Annotated in this window: 14 protein-coding genes and 3 tRNA genes; 12 read left to right on the top strand and 5 right to left on the bottom strand. The window is 41.7% G+C overall.

What is annotated here, in order from left to right; all coding sequences use genetic code 11:
* The 7 genes from B4F91_RS02560 to purF all read left to right on the top strand — a co-directional run.
* Positions 1-2,763 (top strand): FimV/HubP family polar landmark protein (locus tag B4F91_RS02560; RefSeq protein WP_288635355.1); only part of this gene is annotated, 2,763 nt, incomplete at its 5' end.
* A 270-nt stretch (positions 2,764-3,033) separates the two neighbouring features.
* A complete protein-coding gene (truA, locus tag B4F91_RS02555; protein ID WP_024032248.1) occupies positions 3,034-3,828 on the top strand; it encodes a tRNA pseudouridine(38-40) synthase TruA in 795 nt (264 codons plus the stop codon).
* Between the two features lie 140 nt (positions 3,829-3,968).
* On the top strand, positions 3,969-4,844 hold the full coding sequence (gene accD / locus B4F91_RS02550; protein WP_024032247.1) for an acetyl-CoA carboxylase, carboxyltransferase subunit beta: 876 nt from the start codon (positions 3,969-3,971) through the stop codon (positions 4,842-4,844).
* A gap of 25 nt (positions 4,845-4,869) precedes the next feature.
* Positions 4,870-6,135, top strand: coding sequence for a bifunctional tetrahydrofolate synthase/dihydrofolate synthase (gene folC, locus B4F91_RS02545; protein WP_286937602.1), 1,266 nt, complete (start codon positions 4,870-4,872; stop codon positions 6,133-6,135).
* 11 nt (positions 6,136-6,146) lie between these two features.
* Positions 6,147-6,782 (top strand): SPOR domain-containing protein, encoded by a 636-nt coding sequence (locus tag B4F91_RS02540; RefSeq protein ID WP_286937601.1) that lies wholly within the window; start codon positions 6,147-6,149, stop codon positions 6,780-6,782.
* 171 nt (positions 6,783-6,953) lie between these two features.
* Positions 6,954-7,448 carry a CvpA family protein gene (locus tag B4F91_RS02535; protein ID WP_004586885.1) on the top strand — a complete coding sequence of 165 codons (495 nt, stop codon included), beginning with the start codon at positions 6,954-6,956 and terminating at the stop codon, positions 7,446-7,448.
* A gap of 18 nt (positions 7,449-7,466) precedes the next feature.
* A complete protein-coding gene (purF, locus tag B4F91_RS02530; protein ID WP_004586886.1) occupies positions 7,467-8,993 on the top strand; it encodes an amidophosphoribosyltransferase in 1,527 nt (508 codons plus the stop codon).
* Between the two features lie 100 nt (positions 8,994-9,093).
* Here purF and B4F91_RS02525 read toward each other — a convergent pair whose 3' ends face one another.
* Positions 9,094-9,693: a Yip1 family protein gene (locus tag B4F91_RS02525; protein ID WP_004586887.1), complete on the bottom strand. Its 600-nt coding sequence runs from the start codon at positions 9,691-9,693 to the stop codon at positions 9,094-9,096.
* 215 nt (positions 9,694-9,908) lie between these two features.
* On the opposite strand from B4F91_RS02525, the gene miaE reads away from it, so the two are divergent.
* Entirely contained in the window at positions 9,909-10,679 is a 771-nt protein-coding gene (gene miaE, locus B4F91_RS02520) for a tRNA isopentenyl-2-thiomethyl-A-37 hydroxylase MiaE (RefSeq protein ID WP_004586888.1), read from the top strand.
* Between the two features lie 32 nt (positions 10,680-10,711).
* Here miaE and B4F91_RS02515 read toward each other — a convergent pair whose 3' ends face one another.
* The 3 genes from B4F91_RS02515 to B4F91_RS02505 all read right to left on the bottom strand — a co-directional run bounded on the left by B4F91_RS02515 (position 10,712) and on the right by B4F91_RS02505 (position 12,878).
* Positions 10,712-11,512, bottom strand: a complete 801-nt coding sequence (locus B4F91_RS02515; protein WP_286937600.1) for a substrate-binding periplasmic protein — start codon at positions 11,510-11,512, stop codon at positions 10,712-10,714.
* Between the two features lie 52 nt (positions 11,513-11,564).
* Complete coding sequence (locus B4F91_RS02510; RefSeq protein WP_286937598.1) at positions 11,565-12,302, bottom strand: UDP-2,3-diacylglucosamine diphosphatase; 738 nt, start codon at positions 12,300-12,302, stop codon at positions 11,565-11,567.
* Positions 12,303-12,386: 84 nt separating this feature from the next.
* Positions 12,387-12,878, bottom strand: coding sequence for a peptidylprolyl isomerase (locus tag B4F91_RS02505; protein WP_024032242.1), 492 nt, complete (start codon positions 12,876-12,878; stop codon positions 12,387-12,389).
* A gap of 412 nt (positions 12,879-13,290) precedes the next feature.
* On the opposite strand from B4F91_RS02505, the gene cysS reads away from it, so the two are divergent.
* Positions 13,291-14,670, top strand: a complete 1,380-nt coding sequence (gene cysS / locus B4F91_RS02500) for a cysteine--tRNA ligase (protein ID WP_286937597.1) — start codon at positions 13,291-13,293, stop codon at positions 14,668-14,670.
* 72 nt (positions 14,671-14,742) lie between these two features.
* Here the strand turns inward: cysS and folD are convergent, their stop codons facing one another.
* Positions 14,743-15,597, bottom strand: a complete 855-nt coding sequence (gene folD / locus B4F91_RS02495) for a bifunctional methylenetetrahydrofolate dehydrogenase/methenyltetrahydrofolate cyclohydrolase FolD (protein ID WP_029772557.1) — start codon at positions 15,595-15,597, stop codon at positions 14,743-14,745.
* Between the two features lie 341 nt (positions 15,598-15,938).
* On the opposite strand from folD, the gene B4F91_RS02490 reads away from it, so the two are divergent.
* The 3 genes from B4F91_RS02490 (at position 15,939) to B4F91_RS02480 (ending at position 16,246) form a co-directional block, all read left to right on the top strand.
* Positions 15,939-16,015 (top strand) — tRNA-Pro (locus tag B4F91_RS02490).
* A 54-nt stretch (positions 16,016-16,069) separates the two neighbouring features.
* A tRNA-Arg gene (locus B4F91_RS02485) sits at positions 16,070-16,146 on the top strand.
* Between the two features lie 24 nt (positions 16,147-16,170).
* Positions 16,171-16,246 (top strand) — tRNA-His (locus tag B4F91_RS02480).
* Positions 16,247-16,280: the final 34 nt, after the last annotated feature.

Below are 16,280 nucleotides of genomic sequence, written 5' to 3'. Positions count from 1 at the left end.
GAAACCCCTGCTGATGCGCTAGTTGAAGAAAAAGATGACTTTGATTTAGACGACATAGACAGCTTAATTGATGAAGCCGGCGATACAACCGAAGAAACACCTACTGATGCTGCGCTGGTTGAAGAAAACGATGACTTTGATTTAGACGACATAGACAGCTTAATTGATGAAGCGGGCGATACACCTGATGAAACCCCTGCTGATGCGCTGGTTGAAGAAAGCGATGACTTTGATTTAGACGACATAGACAGCCTAATTGATGAAGCAGGCGATACACCTGAGGAAGCCCCTGCTGATGCGCTAGTTGAAGAGAGCGATGACTTTGATTTAGACGACATAGACGGCTTAATTGATGAAGCCGGCGATACAACCGAAGAAGCTCCTGCTGATGCGCTAGTTGAAGAAAGCGATGACTTTGATTTAGACGACATAGACAGCTTAATTGATGAAGTTGAAGATTCACCTGCCGCTCAAGTAGCAACAGATAATGATACAGAGCGAGATATTGATAGCGCATTAGCTGATTCAGTCGAAGATCTAGCTGATGCACAGGAAGATTTTGACGAAGATGATATTGAAACATTAGCGTCTTCACTTATTGATGAGCCAGAGCTTCTCGAGGAACCAGAGCTTGTAGAAGAGCCTGAGCTTTTAGAAGAGCCAGAGCTTGTAGAAGAGCCTGAGCTTTTAGAAGAGCCTGAGCTTTTAGAAGAGCCAGAACTTGCAGATGAGCCTGAACTTGTAGAAGAGCCTGAGCTTGAGGAAGAACCAGAGCTCGAAGAAGAGCCAGAACTTGAAGAAGAGCCAGAACTTGAAGAAGAGCCAGAACTTGAAGAGGAGCCTGAACTTGCAGATGAGCCAGAACTTGCAGATGAGCCTGAGCTTGAAGAAGAGCCTGAGCTTGTAGAAGAGCCAGAACTTCTCGAGGAGCCTGAGCTTGTAGGTGAGCCTGAGCTTGAAGAAGAACCCGAGCTTGTAGAAGAGCCTGAGCTCGAAGAAGAACCAGAGCTTGAAGGTGAGCCAGAACTTGCAGATGAACCAGAACTTCTCGAGGAGCCTGAGCTTGATGCTGACTTGCTTGAAAACACTGACTTTACGGATAGTTCAGAAACGTTACTCGACCCAGAAGATGCACAGGAAGAGTACACTGACGATACCCTAAAGAGTGTTGATGAATTACTCAACGAGCTACAGCAGGCTACAGACGAAGACTATGTTGAAAACCCTGATTGGGCGTTAGATGATCTTGATGATGACATTGAAGAGGTAGAGGTTGATTTAGGTGACGATCCGCTTGATTCACAAGAAACACCAGCGAGTCCGCTTTTAGATACCCAACCTGAAAATGATGCTGTAAATGATACGCTTAGTGATGATATAGACTTTTCAGATGATAAGCCCGCGACGTTAGATGTAACAGAGCAACAGCAATATCTTCCTGATGAGTTATTGGGAGATGAGCTTGATGGTGATGCAATAGGCATGCAGCCAAGCCAAGCTGAACAAGACTTAGCAAACGCACTTTCAGGCAGTGAATTAGATAGCTTAGAAGACGACTTTGATGATGAGTTACTCATTGATAACGATTTTTCAGAGCCAGAGCTTGAGCCGAAGCATACCGATGATATAGGTGCAGATGATAACCACGCTCAAGTGACGTCATCACTAGATGAATTAACTGATGATGAAAGCCAGCTAGATTTATCTGAAAATACGGATGAAGACGAAGGGGTTTTCGATGATGATTTATTGCAAAGCGTTGATGAGCTAGATGACGAGCTCAATGCTTTATTAGATGAGCAAGTAACTCCAAGTGAAGAACTTGACGAGTACCCTGAGTTAGAGCTTGATAACGATGACGAAATTGATTTAGATGATCAGCAATCATATAGTCCGCAAGAGTTACAAGGTGATGAACTTGATGGACAAGCAAGCGGTATGGCGCCAAGCCAAGCTGAGCAAGACTTAGCAAATGCACTTGCTGGTAACACTGGTATTGATGCGTTAGAAGCCGACCTAGATGACGAGCCGCTGATTGACGATGAGCTTGATGCGCCTTTACCGCAAGAGGAACCTTTAGGTGAGGCGAAAACAACGGATAGTGCGCAGGAACAGCCTGATTTTGACGATGCAATTTTAGAACAAGCACTTTCAGAAGACGTTGAAGATGAAATAACAAATTCGCAATTAGAAGCCGAGCTAACACAGGCTGCTGATGATCAGACTAATGAAGACGTTATACCCGACGAGCAGCTAGACGATGAGTTTATGGCTGACTTAACGCAAACCGATTTTGATGCGTTGCTTAGTGAGTTAGGTGAACCGGATGAGTTAAATTTAGAAGATAGCAGCGAATTTGATGTCGACTTTGATAGCCTATTAAACGAAGACTTAGACACTGAAGTTGAAGCGAAAGCGGTGCAAGAAGAGCCTTCGCAAAATGATCAGCAGGCTACAACCGATGATTTTGTTGATATTGACGCGCTACTTGAGCAAAGCGATGACTCAGTACTTGAGCACGAACCCTATGACGAGGTTAATATGGACGTAGGCTTAAGTGACTTTGATTCGTTACTGGCAGGCGATAACCCAACAGATGTTGACTTAGAAAGCGGTGGTTATTCTGCCAAGCTTGATTTGGCAAGAGCATACATTGAAATTGACGACTTTGACTCAGCCCTTAAAGTGATTGAAGATGTTATTGAAAGTGGCCCTGAAGATGTACAAGAAGAAGCGCAAAGTTTAAAAGCTAAACTTAACTAGAGCATTCATGATTATAAAAACCGCATTAGCTTTGTTAATGCGGTTTTTTTATAGGTACGAATAACTCTAACCTATAAAAGCACTTAATTAGTTTTAGACGTTAATTAAACCCAAGACGTTAAAAGCTCACTAACTTATCGCTGTGTTTTATTGGGGTAAAATAAATTACTTAATTTTGCGAATAACTATAAATAGACGAGGTTACTTTTATTGCATCGCGAGATAGCATAAAATGCCCCGTTCATTAGCACAGTAGGTAAAGCAGTAATTATGCGAGTAGCACTTGGAGTTGAATACAACGGCGCACGTTACAGTGGGTGGCAACGTCAGTCTCATGTAAATAGCGTACAACAAGAAGTAGAAAAAGCGTTGTCGAGCATTTGTAATCATCCGGTTGAAATAGTGTGTGCGGGCCGCACAGATGCAGGTGTGCATGGCACTGGTCAAGTTGTACACTTTGAAACCCATGCTCCCCGTGAGATGGTTGCATTTACCATGGGAATGAACACGTTACTCCCTAAAGATATAGCGATTCGTTTTGCACAACCTGTTAGTGAAGACTTTCATGCACGTTTTAGCGCAACAGCGCGTCGTTATCGTTATGTTATTTATAATTACGCTTATAGAGGCGCAGTTATGAATGAAGGCGTTACGCATTTTCATCACCCACTTGATGAAACAAAAATGCAAGAGGCGTGTCAGTACTTAATTGGCGAGCACGACTTTACCTCTTTTAGAGCGCTGCATTGCCAAGCTAATACAGCAAACAGAACTATTCATCATTTATCGGTACATCGCCAGGGCGATTACGTTATTATTGATATTAAAGCGAACGCTTTTTTACACCATATGGTGCGTAATATTACCGGCTGTTTAATGGATATAGGCCTACACAAGCACCAACCTATATGGTTAAAAGAGCTATTAGATTTAAAAGAACGTGCTAAAGCCAGTGCCACAGCAAAAGCCGCGGGTCTTTATTTAGTAGATGTAGATTACCCAGAACACTTTAATATTCCTAAAACCCCACTAGGGCCATTATTTTTACCTGACTCGGAATGTTAGTGTTGAATTTATAAGCGTTTATCTAACTACTAAGACCAGTTTTTTATACCGTGTTTGTGTAATTCATGTTTTAATTGAAAAAATCTGTCTGCTACTTATTAGCAGACTCGCGACACAGAACAGCATTAAGAGAGTTGCAAATGAGTTGGTTAGAAAAAATCTTACCTAAAACGACTAAGTCGTCAGGTCGTAAAGAAATTCCAGAAGGCGTTTGGGCTAAATGTACAGCTTGCGATTCAATTTTATATAAAGCTGAACTAGAAAAATCATTAAACGTATGTCCTAAATGCGACCATCACATGCGTGTGAGCGGCCGTAAACGTTTAGAGCACTTTTTAGATGAGGGTGACCGCACGGAGCTTGGCACTGAGCACGAGCCTAAAGATGTATTAAAGTTTAAAGACTCTAAAAAATACTCAGACCGTATTAGCGCAGCCCAAAAATCAAGTGGCGAAAAAGACGCGTTAGTAGCAATGAAGGGCCGCTTAAAAGGTATTCCTGTTGCCGCGGTTGCTTTTGAATTCTCATTTATGGGTGGTTCAATGGCTTCGGTTGTAGGCGCACGTTTTGTTGATGCCGTAGACCAATGTTTAGAGCACAACATGCCATTAGTGTGTTTTTCTGCCTCAGGTGGTGCACGTATGCAAGAAGCACTTATGTCGCTTATGCAAATGGCTAAAACCAGCGCTGCGCTTGCTAAAATGAGCGAAAAAGGCCTGCCGTTTATATCAGTAATGACCGACCCAACCATGGGTGGTGTATCTGCATCATTAGCGATGTTAGGTGATATTAACGTAGCTGAGCCAAAAGCTTTAATTGGCTTTGCGGGTCCGCGCGTAATTGAGCAAACAGTGCGTGAAACCTTGCCAGAAGGTTTTCAACGCAGTGAGTTCTTATTAGAGCACGGTGCAATTGATATGATTATTGACCGTCGTGAAATGCGCGACACATTAGCACGCGTACTTGCTAAATTTATGAACTTGCCTTCTACCGAACAAGAGCATAGAGTAGCGTAAATTTCAGCTTTACTGATTACACGCTATGACAAATACAATTCCTAGCCAATCATCAAGCCTTGATGATTGGCTTTGTTATTTAGAGAGTGTTCACCCTGCAAATATTGAAATGGGACTCGAACGCGTTGCTACTGTTGCAAATAACATTGGCTTATTAAACACTTCCAGCAAAATTATTCTTATTGGCGGCACAAACGGCAAAGGCACAACTGCACGCTGTTTAGAATCGCTATTACTTGCGCAAGGTTACAGCGTAGGTACGTATGCCTCTCCTCATTTAATTAGATACAACGAGCGTGTGCGCATAAATGGCCAAGAGCTTGATGATCAATACCATGTGGATGCCTTTAACACGCTAGAGCAAGGTCGCGCTAGCACGGCGCTTACGTATTTCGAATATGGCACCCTAGGTGCGCTGGCTATTTTTAAACGCTTTGAGGTTGATTATGTGCTGCTTGAGGTTGGTTTGGGCGGGCGCTTTGATGCCACCAATATTGTTACACCTTATGCAAGCGTGATCACCACCATAGATTTAGATCATAAAGAATACCTAGGCGATACACGAGAGTTAGTTGCTTATGATAAAGCAGGTATATTTCGTCAAAACACGCCGGCTATTATTGGTGATTTAAACATACCACATACAATGACCGATTACGGTGCTGAGATTAAAGCAGGCATGGTTATATCCGGTACTGATTTTATATTCAAAGAGCACGAAGCGCATTTTACATGGCAATATAAAAATCATAATTTGCTGTTAGATAAGCCAGCGATCCCAGCACAAAATGCAGCAACGGCCTTAACAACCTTAGCTGTGCTAAATTTATTGCCAAGTGATGAGGTAATTAAGCATTGTTTAGCTAACTTAGTTGTTGAGGGACGCTTTGAGCAGTTAAGCACTGCACCTTTAGTGTTTACCGATGTAGCTCACAACCCCGAATCTGCTCGTTATTTAGCACTAAAGCTTGCAAGCTATAAAGATAAAGGCTTTAAAATTCATGCATTAGTCGCTATGCTTGCTGATAAAGATAAAGCGGGTGTACTTAAAGAGGTAAGCCATGTAATTGATCACTGGTCTCTTACTAGCTTGCATATACCTCGTGGCGATAACGTTGAAAATATGGCCGCGGCGTTGCAAACTATACCTCATACAGGCACGCATGAACGCAATAATAGTGTGCACGAAGCACTTAATGTAATTATGCCTACACAGCAAAGTGATACGCTTTTAATTGTGTTTGGGTCATTTTTTACTGTTGCAGATGCTATAAACTACTTTAAAAAATAGAGAGAAAGTCGGTGAACTCAGGTTTTATAAATCGTTTAGTCGGAACCAGTATTGTGGTGATCGCAGCAATTGTGTTTATTCCTAATATACTCGATGGCGAAAAGGTCCACTACAAAGAGGGCTTTAAAGCTATCCCTGAACGCTCTGAGTTTAAAACTATTGACCTTCAAGAGTCTATAGATGAAAAAGTAGCGCAGGCTGAGCCTTTAAAACAAGAGCAAATTGAAGACATAGCTGCCGATGACGATGTGCTAACAAGCAAAGAAAGCCAATACGCAGCAGAGCCTGAAATAGTCGAAGCAAGCATAGAGCCTCAAACTGCGACAGAGCCTGTAGCTAAAGCGCCAGAGCCGGTAAAAGCAAAACCTATTGCACCACGTAAAAGTGAAGAAAACCTCACTGATATGGCCTATGTAATTCAGCTAGGTAGTTTTTCCCATGCGGCTAATGTTAAGGCCTTACAAGCTAAGCTTAAAGCGAAAGGTTTTAAAACGTTTACAAAACCAATTAAAACGCCAAACGGCACATTGACTAAAGTGTTTGTTGGGCCCTCGCTTGATAAGGGGGAGCTGACCAAAAAGTTACCCGAGCTTAAAGCGCTTACCAAGTTAAACGGCAAAGTCACTCAATACAGCGTCTCTAATTGATTTTAAAAGGCCTTACTATAGTAAGGCTTTTTTTGTTTCTAAGGGCTAAAAATAGCCGTTAAAGTGATAAGTTTTTGTACGTGCTAGTTGCTGGTTATCTCCCGCTTTAACTTGCATATTAACGAGGTTTGGGTATAGAATGCGCCCCAAAATAGCGACTAATTGGTTAATATGATCTGGGTTGATTACGCCATTCTTGGCATCATTGCACTGTCTACCATCATCGGTTTAATACGCGGCTTTGTTAAAGAAGCTATGTCATTAGCAGTATGGGCTTGCGCATTTATCATCTCTAGTTTGTTTTACCAATATTTAGCTTCCTTCCTAACAAGTATTTCTGAACCCCTTTTAAGAAATGCGGCGGCCATTGCCATACTCTTCTTTGCGACGCTACTGTTAGGCGGTTTACTAAACTACATTTTAGGTGAGCTTGTACAACGTACTGGTTTATCTGGCACCGATCGTGTCTTCGGCATTGTTTTTGGTGCGTTACGAGGCGTGTTGGTCGTGAGCGCGTTACTCTTCTTTCTTGATGCTTTTACTGGTGCACCAAACACGCACTGGTGGGGCAATTCTATTTTGATTCCAGAATTTGGCTTTGTTGTTGAATGGTTCTTTTCGTATCTAGAAAACAACTCGAGCTTTTTAAATTCAGTAAACCGTTAATCGGCGAGGATAAATTACATGTGTGGTATCGTTGGGATAGTCGGAACATCTCCTGTTAATCAGGCGATTTATGATGGCTTAACTGTTTTGCAGCACCGAGGTCAAGATGCCGCGGGCATCATTACCATTGAAAACAATACGTTTAGCTTGCGCAAAGCAAATGGCCTAGTAAAGGATGTGTTTCACACCCGCCATATGAAACGACTACAAGGCACAATTGGTATTGGCCACGTACGTTACCCTACTGCTGGCTCGTCAAGTTCATCTGAAGCGCAGCCGTTTTACGTTAATTCACCATTTGGTATTGCGCTTGCGCACAATGGTAATTTAACCAATGCTGAAACTCTAAAGCAGCAACTGTTCTCAGAAGCGCGTCGTCACGTAAATACAACGTCTGACTCAGAAATACTACTTAATATCATGGCACATGAGCTAAGTAAGTCTGACAAATTACATTTAGACGCTGAAGACATCTTCACTGCAGTAACCGAAGTAAACAACAAAGTAACCGGTGGCTACGCCGCTATTGCGATGATTATTGGCCACGGTGTTTTAGCATTTCGTGACCCAAATGGTATCCGTCCTTTGGTATTTGGCAAGCGTGAAACCCCTAAAGGGACTGAGTACATGTTTGCCTCAGAAAGCGTCGCATTAAAGCCAGACGGCTTTGAATTTGTGCGTGACGTTGCACCAGGTGAAGCGATTTACGTAACTGAAGATGGCCAATTTCATTCACAAAGCTGTGCTGAAAAAGCTTCTTATGCGCCGTGTATTTTTGAGTTTGTTTATTTTGCTCGCCCAGATTCAACCATCGATCGTATGTCGGTTTACGCAACGCGTGTAAATATGGGTACTAAACTGGGTGAAAAAATTGCGCGTGAGTGGAGCGATAAAGACATTGATGTTGTTATCCCAATTCCTGAAACCTCATGCGATGTGGCGTTAGAAATTGCCCGCATGCTTGATTTACCTTACCGCCAAGGCTTTGTTAAAAACCGCTATATTGGTCGTACATTTATCATGCCTGGCCAAGAAATGCGTAAAAAGTCAGTGCGTCAAAAGCTAAATGCGATTGACCGTGAGTTTAAAGGTAAAAACGTTTTACTGGTGGATGATTCAATTGTACGCGGTACAACCTCGGCACAAATTGTAGAAATGGCCCGTGAAGCCGGAGCAAAAAATGTGTATTTTGCCTCAGCAGCACCAGAAATTCGTTTTCCTAATGTGTATGGTATTGATATGCCATCTGCCGCAGAGCTTATTGCGCATGGCCGCGAAGTTGAAGACATTAACCAAAGCATCAGTGCTGATGGCTTAATTTTTCAATCGCTAAACGATTTAATTGCCGCTGTAAGCCAAGAAAACCCAGAAATTACTAAGTTTGAAACCTCTGTATTTGATGGGCAATACATTACCGGCGATATCGATCAAGATTACTTAAACCATATTGATCAATTACGTAACGACTCGGCTAAAAGTAACCGCGAAAACGCCATGTCATCAGGCCTTGAAATACACAATCAAGATGCCAACGAAGCTGATTAATGTGTGATTAAACATAATCAGACATAAAAAAAAGGAGCTAATTAGCTCCTTTTTTGCGAAGGAAAGAAAGGGAACACTTCATATTAAACAACGTGGTTGATTAGGTAAACATTGGACTCACAATGCCGTTAGTCCAAAGTATTGCGGTTACAGCTAAAATTATTACCAATAAAATCAGCCCGCAGGTAACAACAGAGCTGGCATAAATAAAGCCGCGCTCTTGTGGAATATGCATTAGTATTGGCACGCCTGTATAAAGCAAGTACACCGAGTAGGCTAGGGCAATCATGCCTACGCAAACAACAAACCACAGCTCAGGTAAAAAAGCGGCTAAGGCCGACATAAACACGGGTGTAGCAGTATAAGCGGCAAGTTCAAGCGTTTGTGTAAAGGTAGGTTTAGCACCAAATGTAACGGCCATCCAATGGGCTAAATAGGCCAGTGCAAACACACCGGCTATTAACGCACCATACATAGCCACGGCAATTAGCAGTGCGCTTTCATGTGTTAAAAATACTGGGTTGCCCGCACCAATACTCCAGCCTAAATACACCGATGAGTAATACCCCATAATCGATGGAAATAATGCAATAAGTAAAATATGCGACAGGCTATAAGTCAGGCTTTCGTGGCGGTTATCTATTGTTTGCCATTCTTCGAGTGGGTGGGCATAAATGCCCCACAGGTGGTTCAGTATCATAGCGGTACTCCATAAAAGGAACGTATTACTGTTGGTTATAATTTAGTTTTAGTTAGTTTGTTTTTTATACAGCACCTATATTTATGGTGTAGTTCATATACAAAGTCAAGTTAACTGCTTATTAACATTTTAAAGAGGTTGTTTTAGCTCGTTTTATTCTTCGTTATTTTTCGTGTTAAAATGGCTTTTTATTATTTGAAGTAACGAGCAGCCCTGTGCCACATAGCGAACTTTTAGCCCCTATTAATAATTTTTTATTGTGTGAAACCCCAAATGAATGGGTTATTGAGGCAGTAAAAAAAGAAAATTTATCGATTATTTTAATCGATCACTTAATTTGTGAGTTAAAAGCAGCGCAAAGTGCAATGTTTTTAATTCGTAAGTACGCGGTAGATAAAGACAGCAGCGATGCATTACTTGAATGGCTAAAGCCCTTTGAAACACTTATTTATAAACGCGAAGGTAATTGGCGTGATTTAGCGGCTAAAAATAAACTTACAAAATCTATTATCCCAAAGTCTAACTCACCTTACGGGCAAGATTTAATAGATAAAATGGTGATGCTAATAAAAGAAGAATTACATCACTTTTATCAAGTGCTCGAAATAATGGACGAGTATGGAGTAGAGTACCGCAGTATTACACCGTGTCGTTACGCTAAAGGGATGCTACGTAACGTTAAAACGTTTGAGCCTAATGCATTAGTCGATAAACTAATTGTAGGTGCTTATATTGAGGCTCGCTCATGTGAGCGTTTTGCTGCACTTGCTCCACATGTTGATAAACGCTTAGGCGATTTTTATATTTCATTGCTTCGCTCTGAGGCGCGCCATTATCAAGATTACTTAACACTGGCACAAGAAATTGCTGATTTTGATATTACTGAGCGAGTCGACTTTTTTGGTAAAATTGAGGCTGATTTGATCACTAGCCCTGATGAAGACTTTAAATTTCACAGTGGCGCTCCTGCACTAGTTACTAATTAAAGCAGTGTTATTTAGCTCTTCAAGCACACCGGTTAGTTAGGTGTGCTACTTCTTTCTATAAAGTCTATGAGCTCAAGCGCCGTGCTTTGAGAAAAGCCATGTTTTACTAATAGCTCTTTTGCGGTGCCATTGTATAAAATAGTAGAAAAGCCTTGTTCAAGCGCGTCTCTTTTTTGTTTTGCATCAGGGTCAGACTTTGGAAACATAACATGCAGTTGATGATGCTCTAAATCGGGCGAAATATATTCAACTTGTGGCGCGCCGGGTTCATTAAGCTTTTCGGTGTTTTTTAACCAGTATTCACCCACTTCTTTAGTGCCTGCTACTAAGTCTATTCGTCCTTTTTGAAGCATATATAAACTGTTAATTAACCCGCGAGTTGAGGTTACGGCCAGGCCATTACTTTCAGAAAAAACTTCACTTACTGCGTAGCCAACGCCTTTACAAATACTGTATGGCTGTAAAGAGTCCATACTGCCGTCATAGTTTATTTGTCTGTCTTTGAGCTTAAATAGTCCAACGTATACGTTAGCAAGTGGGCGCGAATAATAAAAAATATCAGTACGCGACTTTGTATAAAAAGCGCCTAAAATTGCATCTTTTTTATTTATTTTGGTAAGCTCCAGCGCTCTGTTCCAGCTGGTAAACTCTATGTCGTTATTAATGTTTTGATTAGCTAAGGCCGCTTTAGTTAAGGCAGTAACCCAGCCGTTATCAATTAAGCGCTCACCAATATAGGGTGGGGAGTTTTCGGCGACGAGCTGCCAATTTTCTGAGGCATACCCTTTGGAAAAAATGCAACAAAGCACCAAACAATAAATAGCTTTATACATATATCCTTATCCTATTACCAAAAAGTACTTAAATAATAGTCAGGATTTGAGATTATGCGAAGGGCGTATTAATGAGTTTTTGATCTTGTGGAGTAACCACTAAATATGAGCCTTGAGTATACCAATCTCCAAGTACAGTGCGTGTTAGTGTTTGCTTACCTACAGTGTAAGTGTGTACGTTAGGGCGGTGGGTGTGGCCGTGTATCATGTTGCTTACATTATACTTGGCAAACATCGCTAGTACGGCGTCATCTACTACGTCTAAAATTTCTATGGGTTTTTCGGCTTGGCTTAATTTGCTTTTTTCTCTGGCATTGCGAGCAATTTTTTTTCTGTACCATAGTGGCATTGCTAACATTAATTTAGGCCACCACCAACCGCGACTTTTTTTACGAAACTTTTGATACTCAATATCTTGGGTACACATTTCATCACCGTGCAAAATAACAGTGGGAGTGCCATATAAATCTATAACCGTTTGCTCGTTTAGCAATACCATACCTGCGCGTTTAGCGTATTGCTCACGCATAATAAAATCACGATTACCGTGTATAAAGTACACTGGTGTACCGCCATCTTTAACGGCTTTTAAATGCTTTGCTACCTCACTAGCCAATTCTGTTACGCAGTCATCCCCAACCCATACTTCAAAAAAATCACCTAAAATATACAATGCATCTACGGGCTTACCAATAATGTGTGTATTTATAAAGCGATAAAAGGCCTCGCTAATATCTGGGCGGTTTTCACTTAGGTGTAAGTCTGCAATAAAGTAGGTTTGAGAAGTCATAGAGGCATCTAGTTAGGTTTAATAAAAGCGGGCGCATACATAATGTACCATGCCCGCTTAATTACTCAGTATATGAGTAAACGTTTAGCTTACAGTAACGTTTTCGATGATTACATTTTCAAGCGGTACGTCTTGGTGAAAACCAGCGCTGCCTGTTGCTACACCTTTAATTTTATTTACTACGTCCATGCCTTCAACTACTTCAGCAAATACACAGTAACCCCAGCCTTGCGAAGTTTCGCTGCTGTGGTTTAAAAAGTCGTTGTCGTTAACGTTAATAAAAAATTGGGCTGTTGCTGAATGTGGATCAGGCGTACGCGCCATTGCTAATGTACCTACTTTATTAGATAGGCCATTATTTGCTTCGTTTTGAATTGGGTCGTTAACGTCTTTTTGTTCCATACCAGGTACAAACCCACCGCCTTGCACCATAAAGCCGTCAATTACGCGGTGAAAAATAGTGCCGTTGTAAAAACCTGAGTTTGCGTACTCTAAAAAGTTTTTAACTGTGTTTGGAGCTTCTTGCTCAAACATTTTAATGGTGATGTCACCAAAATTAGTGTGTAGAACAACCATGTGGTTTCCTATATCTGGTTTAATTAGTCGCGCTATTTTATCTTAGTTAACTAAGATAAACAAAGTGCTTGTTCAATATATCCAAAGCTGCCCAAGGTATATACTTGTGCGTTTTACAGGGGGTTAATATCGAGGCGGTATTTGGCCGTTGTGGTATTTTTTTCAATATATAACCATGCACAGAACAAGAGCCTGTTAAGCAATAAACAGGTTGGTTTAAAACTGATTTTTACAGTGTTATTAATTTTAACAACAGAACCTCTATTACATACAATCAAGGCCTTGCCTAAATTGGTTTTAATTGCTGCTTAAACATGCGTATTGAAGAGGTTTGGGTATAAAAAGCGCTAGAGCGGGGGCTTTTCAAGTGTTAACATAGCCAACTCAGCAAACAGTCAAGGACTAAAAGTAAATGGTACAAATATACAACACACTCACGCGACAAAAAGAGCAGTTTAAACCTATGGTCGAAGGCAAAATCGACATGTATGTGTGTGGTATCACCATTTATGATTTTTGTCATATCGGTCATGCGCGTACATTTGTCGGGTTTGATGTTATTGTCCGCTACCTTCGCCACCTTGGTTACGACTTAAAATACGTACGTAATATTACCGACGTAGATGATAAAATAATCAAACGCGCAAACGAAAATGGCGAGTCAATTAATGACCTAACTTTGCGTATGACCCAAGCCATGCACGAAGACTTTGATAGCCTAAACATGCTGCGCCCAGATATTGAACCTACGGTTACAAACCATATGGATGAAATTATCGAAATGGTTGAGCGCTTAATTGCAAAAGGCCATGCGTACGTAGCAAACGACGGTGACGTGCTTTTTGATGTTTCTACATTTGAGCAGTACGGCGCACTATCGCAACAAGATTTAAGTATGCTCCAAGCAGGCTCTCGCGTAGAGGTTGCACAGGATAAAGACGATCCGCTTGATTTTGTATTGTGGAAAAAAGCAAAAGCAGGCGAACCTTCATGGTCATCACCGTGGGGAGAAGGGCGTCCAGGTTGGCATATAGAATGTTCAGCAATGAGCTCAAAGCATTTAGGCGAGCATTTTGATATTCACGGTGGCGGCTCTGATTTACAGTTTCCGCATCACGAAAACGAAATTGCGCAATCATGCTGTGCAAACAATGGCAAGTATGTAAATACGTGGATCCACACAGGCATGGTACAAGTAAATAAAGAAAAAATGTCTAAATCATTAGACAACTTTTTTACTGTGCGTGAGGTATTAAAAACATATGACGCTGAATCAGTTCGTTACTTTTTAATATCAGGGCATTACCGTAGCCAGCTAAATTACTCGCAAGAGAATTTAGATCAAGCACGTTCATCGCTTGAACGTATTTACACAGCACTTCGTGGTGTTGAGCCAATAACGTGCGATATTGAAAACAATGAGTACGTGGCTAAATTTAGAAAAGCCATGAATGATGACTTTAATACGCCAGAGGCGTTACCGGTTTTATTTGAACTGGCTAAAGAGCTAAACCGTGTTAAAGACACCGATACACAGCAAGCAGGGCAATTAGCATTTGTGCTACGCAGCATAGGCGAAGTACTTGGTGTTGCCCAGCAAGCACCTGAATCGTTTTTGCAAGGCGGGCAAGATGATGATGAAGTAGCCTCTATCGAAGCGTTGATTGTAAAACGTAATGAAGCGCGCGCAAACAAAGATTGGGCCGCTGCTGATGAAGCACGTGATGCACTTAATGCACTCGGTGTTGTGCTTGAAGACTCAGCAGGTAAAACAACGTGGCGTAAAGCGTAAATGCGCTAAAGTAGCTTTTAAACTAAAAAGGGTTGCCAGTTGGCAACCCTTTTTTAATGCCAAGGCATTAAATTAACTGTGGTATTTTTCACATGCTTCTAGAGTGTTTTCAATTAAACTTGCTACAGTCATTGGGCCAACGCCACCCGGTACAGGGGTAATAAAATCAGCTTTTTGCTCTGCAACACTGTACTGAACATCGCCCACTAACTTGCCTGTATCTAAACGGTTAATACCTACATCAATCACAATTGCACCTTCTTTTACCCACTCACCAGGTATAAATTCAGGTTTACCTACGGCCACTACTAATAAGTCTGCGCGGCGCACATGGGTTTCTAAGTCTTGTGTGAATTTGTGACATACCGTTGTAGTACAACCGGCAAGTAATAACTCAAGCGACATAGGGCGACCAACAATATTAGAGGCACCAACAACTACCGCATGCATCCCTTTGTAACGCACGCCCGTTGAATCTAATAAGGTAATAATCCCTTTGGGTGTACATGGGCGCAGCGCCGGCATACGTTGCGCTAAGCGGCCAATATTGTAAGGGTGAAAACCGTCTACATCTTTATGTGGTGTAATACGTTCTAAAATCTTTTCAGCATCTAGGCCTTCAGGTAGCGGTAGTTGCACCAAAATACCATCTACTTCGCCATCATTATTTAGCTCATCAATTAATGCTAGTAGTTCTTCTTCGCTGGTTTGCGCTGGTAAATCAAATGACTTTGAAATAAATCCTACTTCTTCACACGCTTTACGCTTAGAGCCAACGTAAACCTGGCTTGCAGGGTCAAGCCCTACCAGTACTACTGCTAAACCGGGTGCACGTAAACCGTTTGCAACGCGCTCGCTTACGCGCTCAGCCACTGCACTACGTACTTGTTTTGCGATTGCCTTACCATCAATGATGTTTGCCGTCATGGGGGACCTTTAATTGGGGTTAAATAAACTTCGATACTTATATTTTAAAAGCATCTGCATATAAAGAGGGGTGTATGCAAAAAATTAATTTTATTAATGCTTTTTTAATATGCAGGCTATTTTCGCAGAAAAGGCCCGAAGCGCCAAGTTGCTTTTAGGTTATAAACCGGTGTTTTCAAAAAAAGCGTCTAAATTTCAGCTTAGTTTTGCAATATTTAACCATTATGAACTAAAAATGACCGATTGATTTATTTTATGCAAAAAACGTTTGACCTCTCCCAGGCAAATCACTATTATGCACCCCGTTGTCAACGAGGTCACTCGCAGGCAATCGTAAGCATCGGCGATTAGCGCAGTTTGGTAGCGCACTTGGTTTGGGTCCAAGGGGTCGCAGGTTCAAATCCTGCATCGCCGACCACTTCTTTTATTTTTATAATAGAATAGCTTACAGGCAAACTATGAAGTTTTCGATGCGCCCGTAGCTCAGCTGGATAGAGCAACGCCCTTCTAAGGCGTTGGTCGAAGGTTCGAATCCTTCCGGGTGCGCCATTTGAAAACAAAGTAAATACCGTGGTGATTGTAGCTCAGTTGGTAGAGCCCCGGATTGTGATTCCGGTTGTCGTGGGTTCGAGCCCCATCAGTCACCCCAATTTACTTCGAGTATCGGCGATTAGCGCAGTTTG

Origin of the sequence: Pseudoalteromonas sp. UBA6610 (assembly GCF_002433295.1) — a bacterium.
GTDB lineage: Bacteria > Pseudomonadota > Gammaproteobacteria > Enterobacterales > Alteromonadaceae > Pseudoalteromonas > Pseudoalteromonas atlantica.
The sequence above is the reverse complement of the archived record's forward strand: the minus strand, read 5'-3'. Positions and strand labels throughout refer to the sequence as shown.

What these genes read in the sequence shown, in the direction of transcription:
- truA (WP_024032248.1), top strand. Translation starts at nt 3,034, where the DNA reads ATGCGAGTAGCACTTGGAGTTGAATACAACGGCGCACGTTACAGTGGG.
- accD (WP_024032247.1), top strand. Translation starts at nt 3,969, where the DNA reads ATGAGTTGGTTAGAAAAAATCTTACCTAAAACGACTAAGTCGTCAGGT.
- folC (WP_286937602.1), top strand. Translation starts at nt 4,870, where the DNA reads ATGACAAATACAATTCCTAGCCAATCATCAAGCCTTGATGATTGGCTT.
- B4F91_RS02535 (WP_004586885.1), top strand. Translation starts at nt 6,954, where the DNA reads ATGATCTGGGTTGATTACGCCATTCTTGGCATCATTGCACTGTCTACC.
- purF (WP_004586886.1), top strand. Translation starts at nt 7,467, where the DNA reads ATGTGTGGTATCGTTGGGATAGTCGGAACATCTCCTGTTAATCAGGCG.
- B4F91_RS02525 (WP_004586887.1), bottom strand. Translation starts at nt 9,693, where the DNA reads ATGATACTGAACCACCTGTGGGGCATTTATGCCCACCCACTCGAAGAA.
- B4F91_RS02515 (WP_286937600.1), bottom strand. Translation starts at nt 11,512, where the DNA reads ATGTATAAAGCTATTTATTGTTTGGTGCTTTGTTGCATTTTTTCCAAA.
- B4F91_RS02510 (WP_286937598.1), bottom strand. Translation starts at nt 12,302, where the DNA reads ATGACTTCTCAAACCTACTTTATTGCAGACTTACACCTAAGTGAAAAC.
- B4F91_RS02505 (WP_024032242.1), bottom strand. Translation starts at nt 12,878, where the DNA reads ATGGTTGTTCTACACACTAATTTTGGTGACATCACCATTAAAATGTTT.
- cysS (WP_286937597.1), top strand. Translation starts at nt 13,291, where the DNA reads ATGGTACAAATATACAACACACTCACGCGACAAAAAGAGCAGTTTAAA.
- folD (WP_029772557.1), bottom strand. Translation starts at nt 15,597, where the DNA reads ATGACGGCAAACATCATTGATGGTAAGGCAATCGCAAAACAAGTACGT.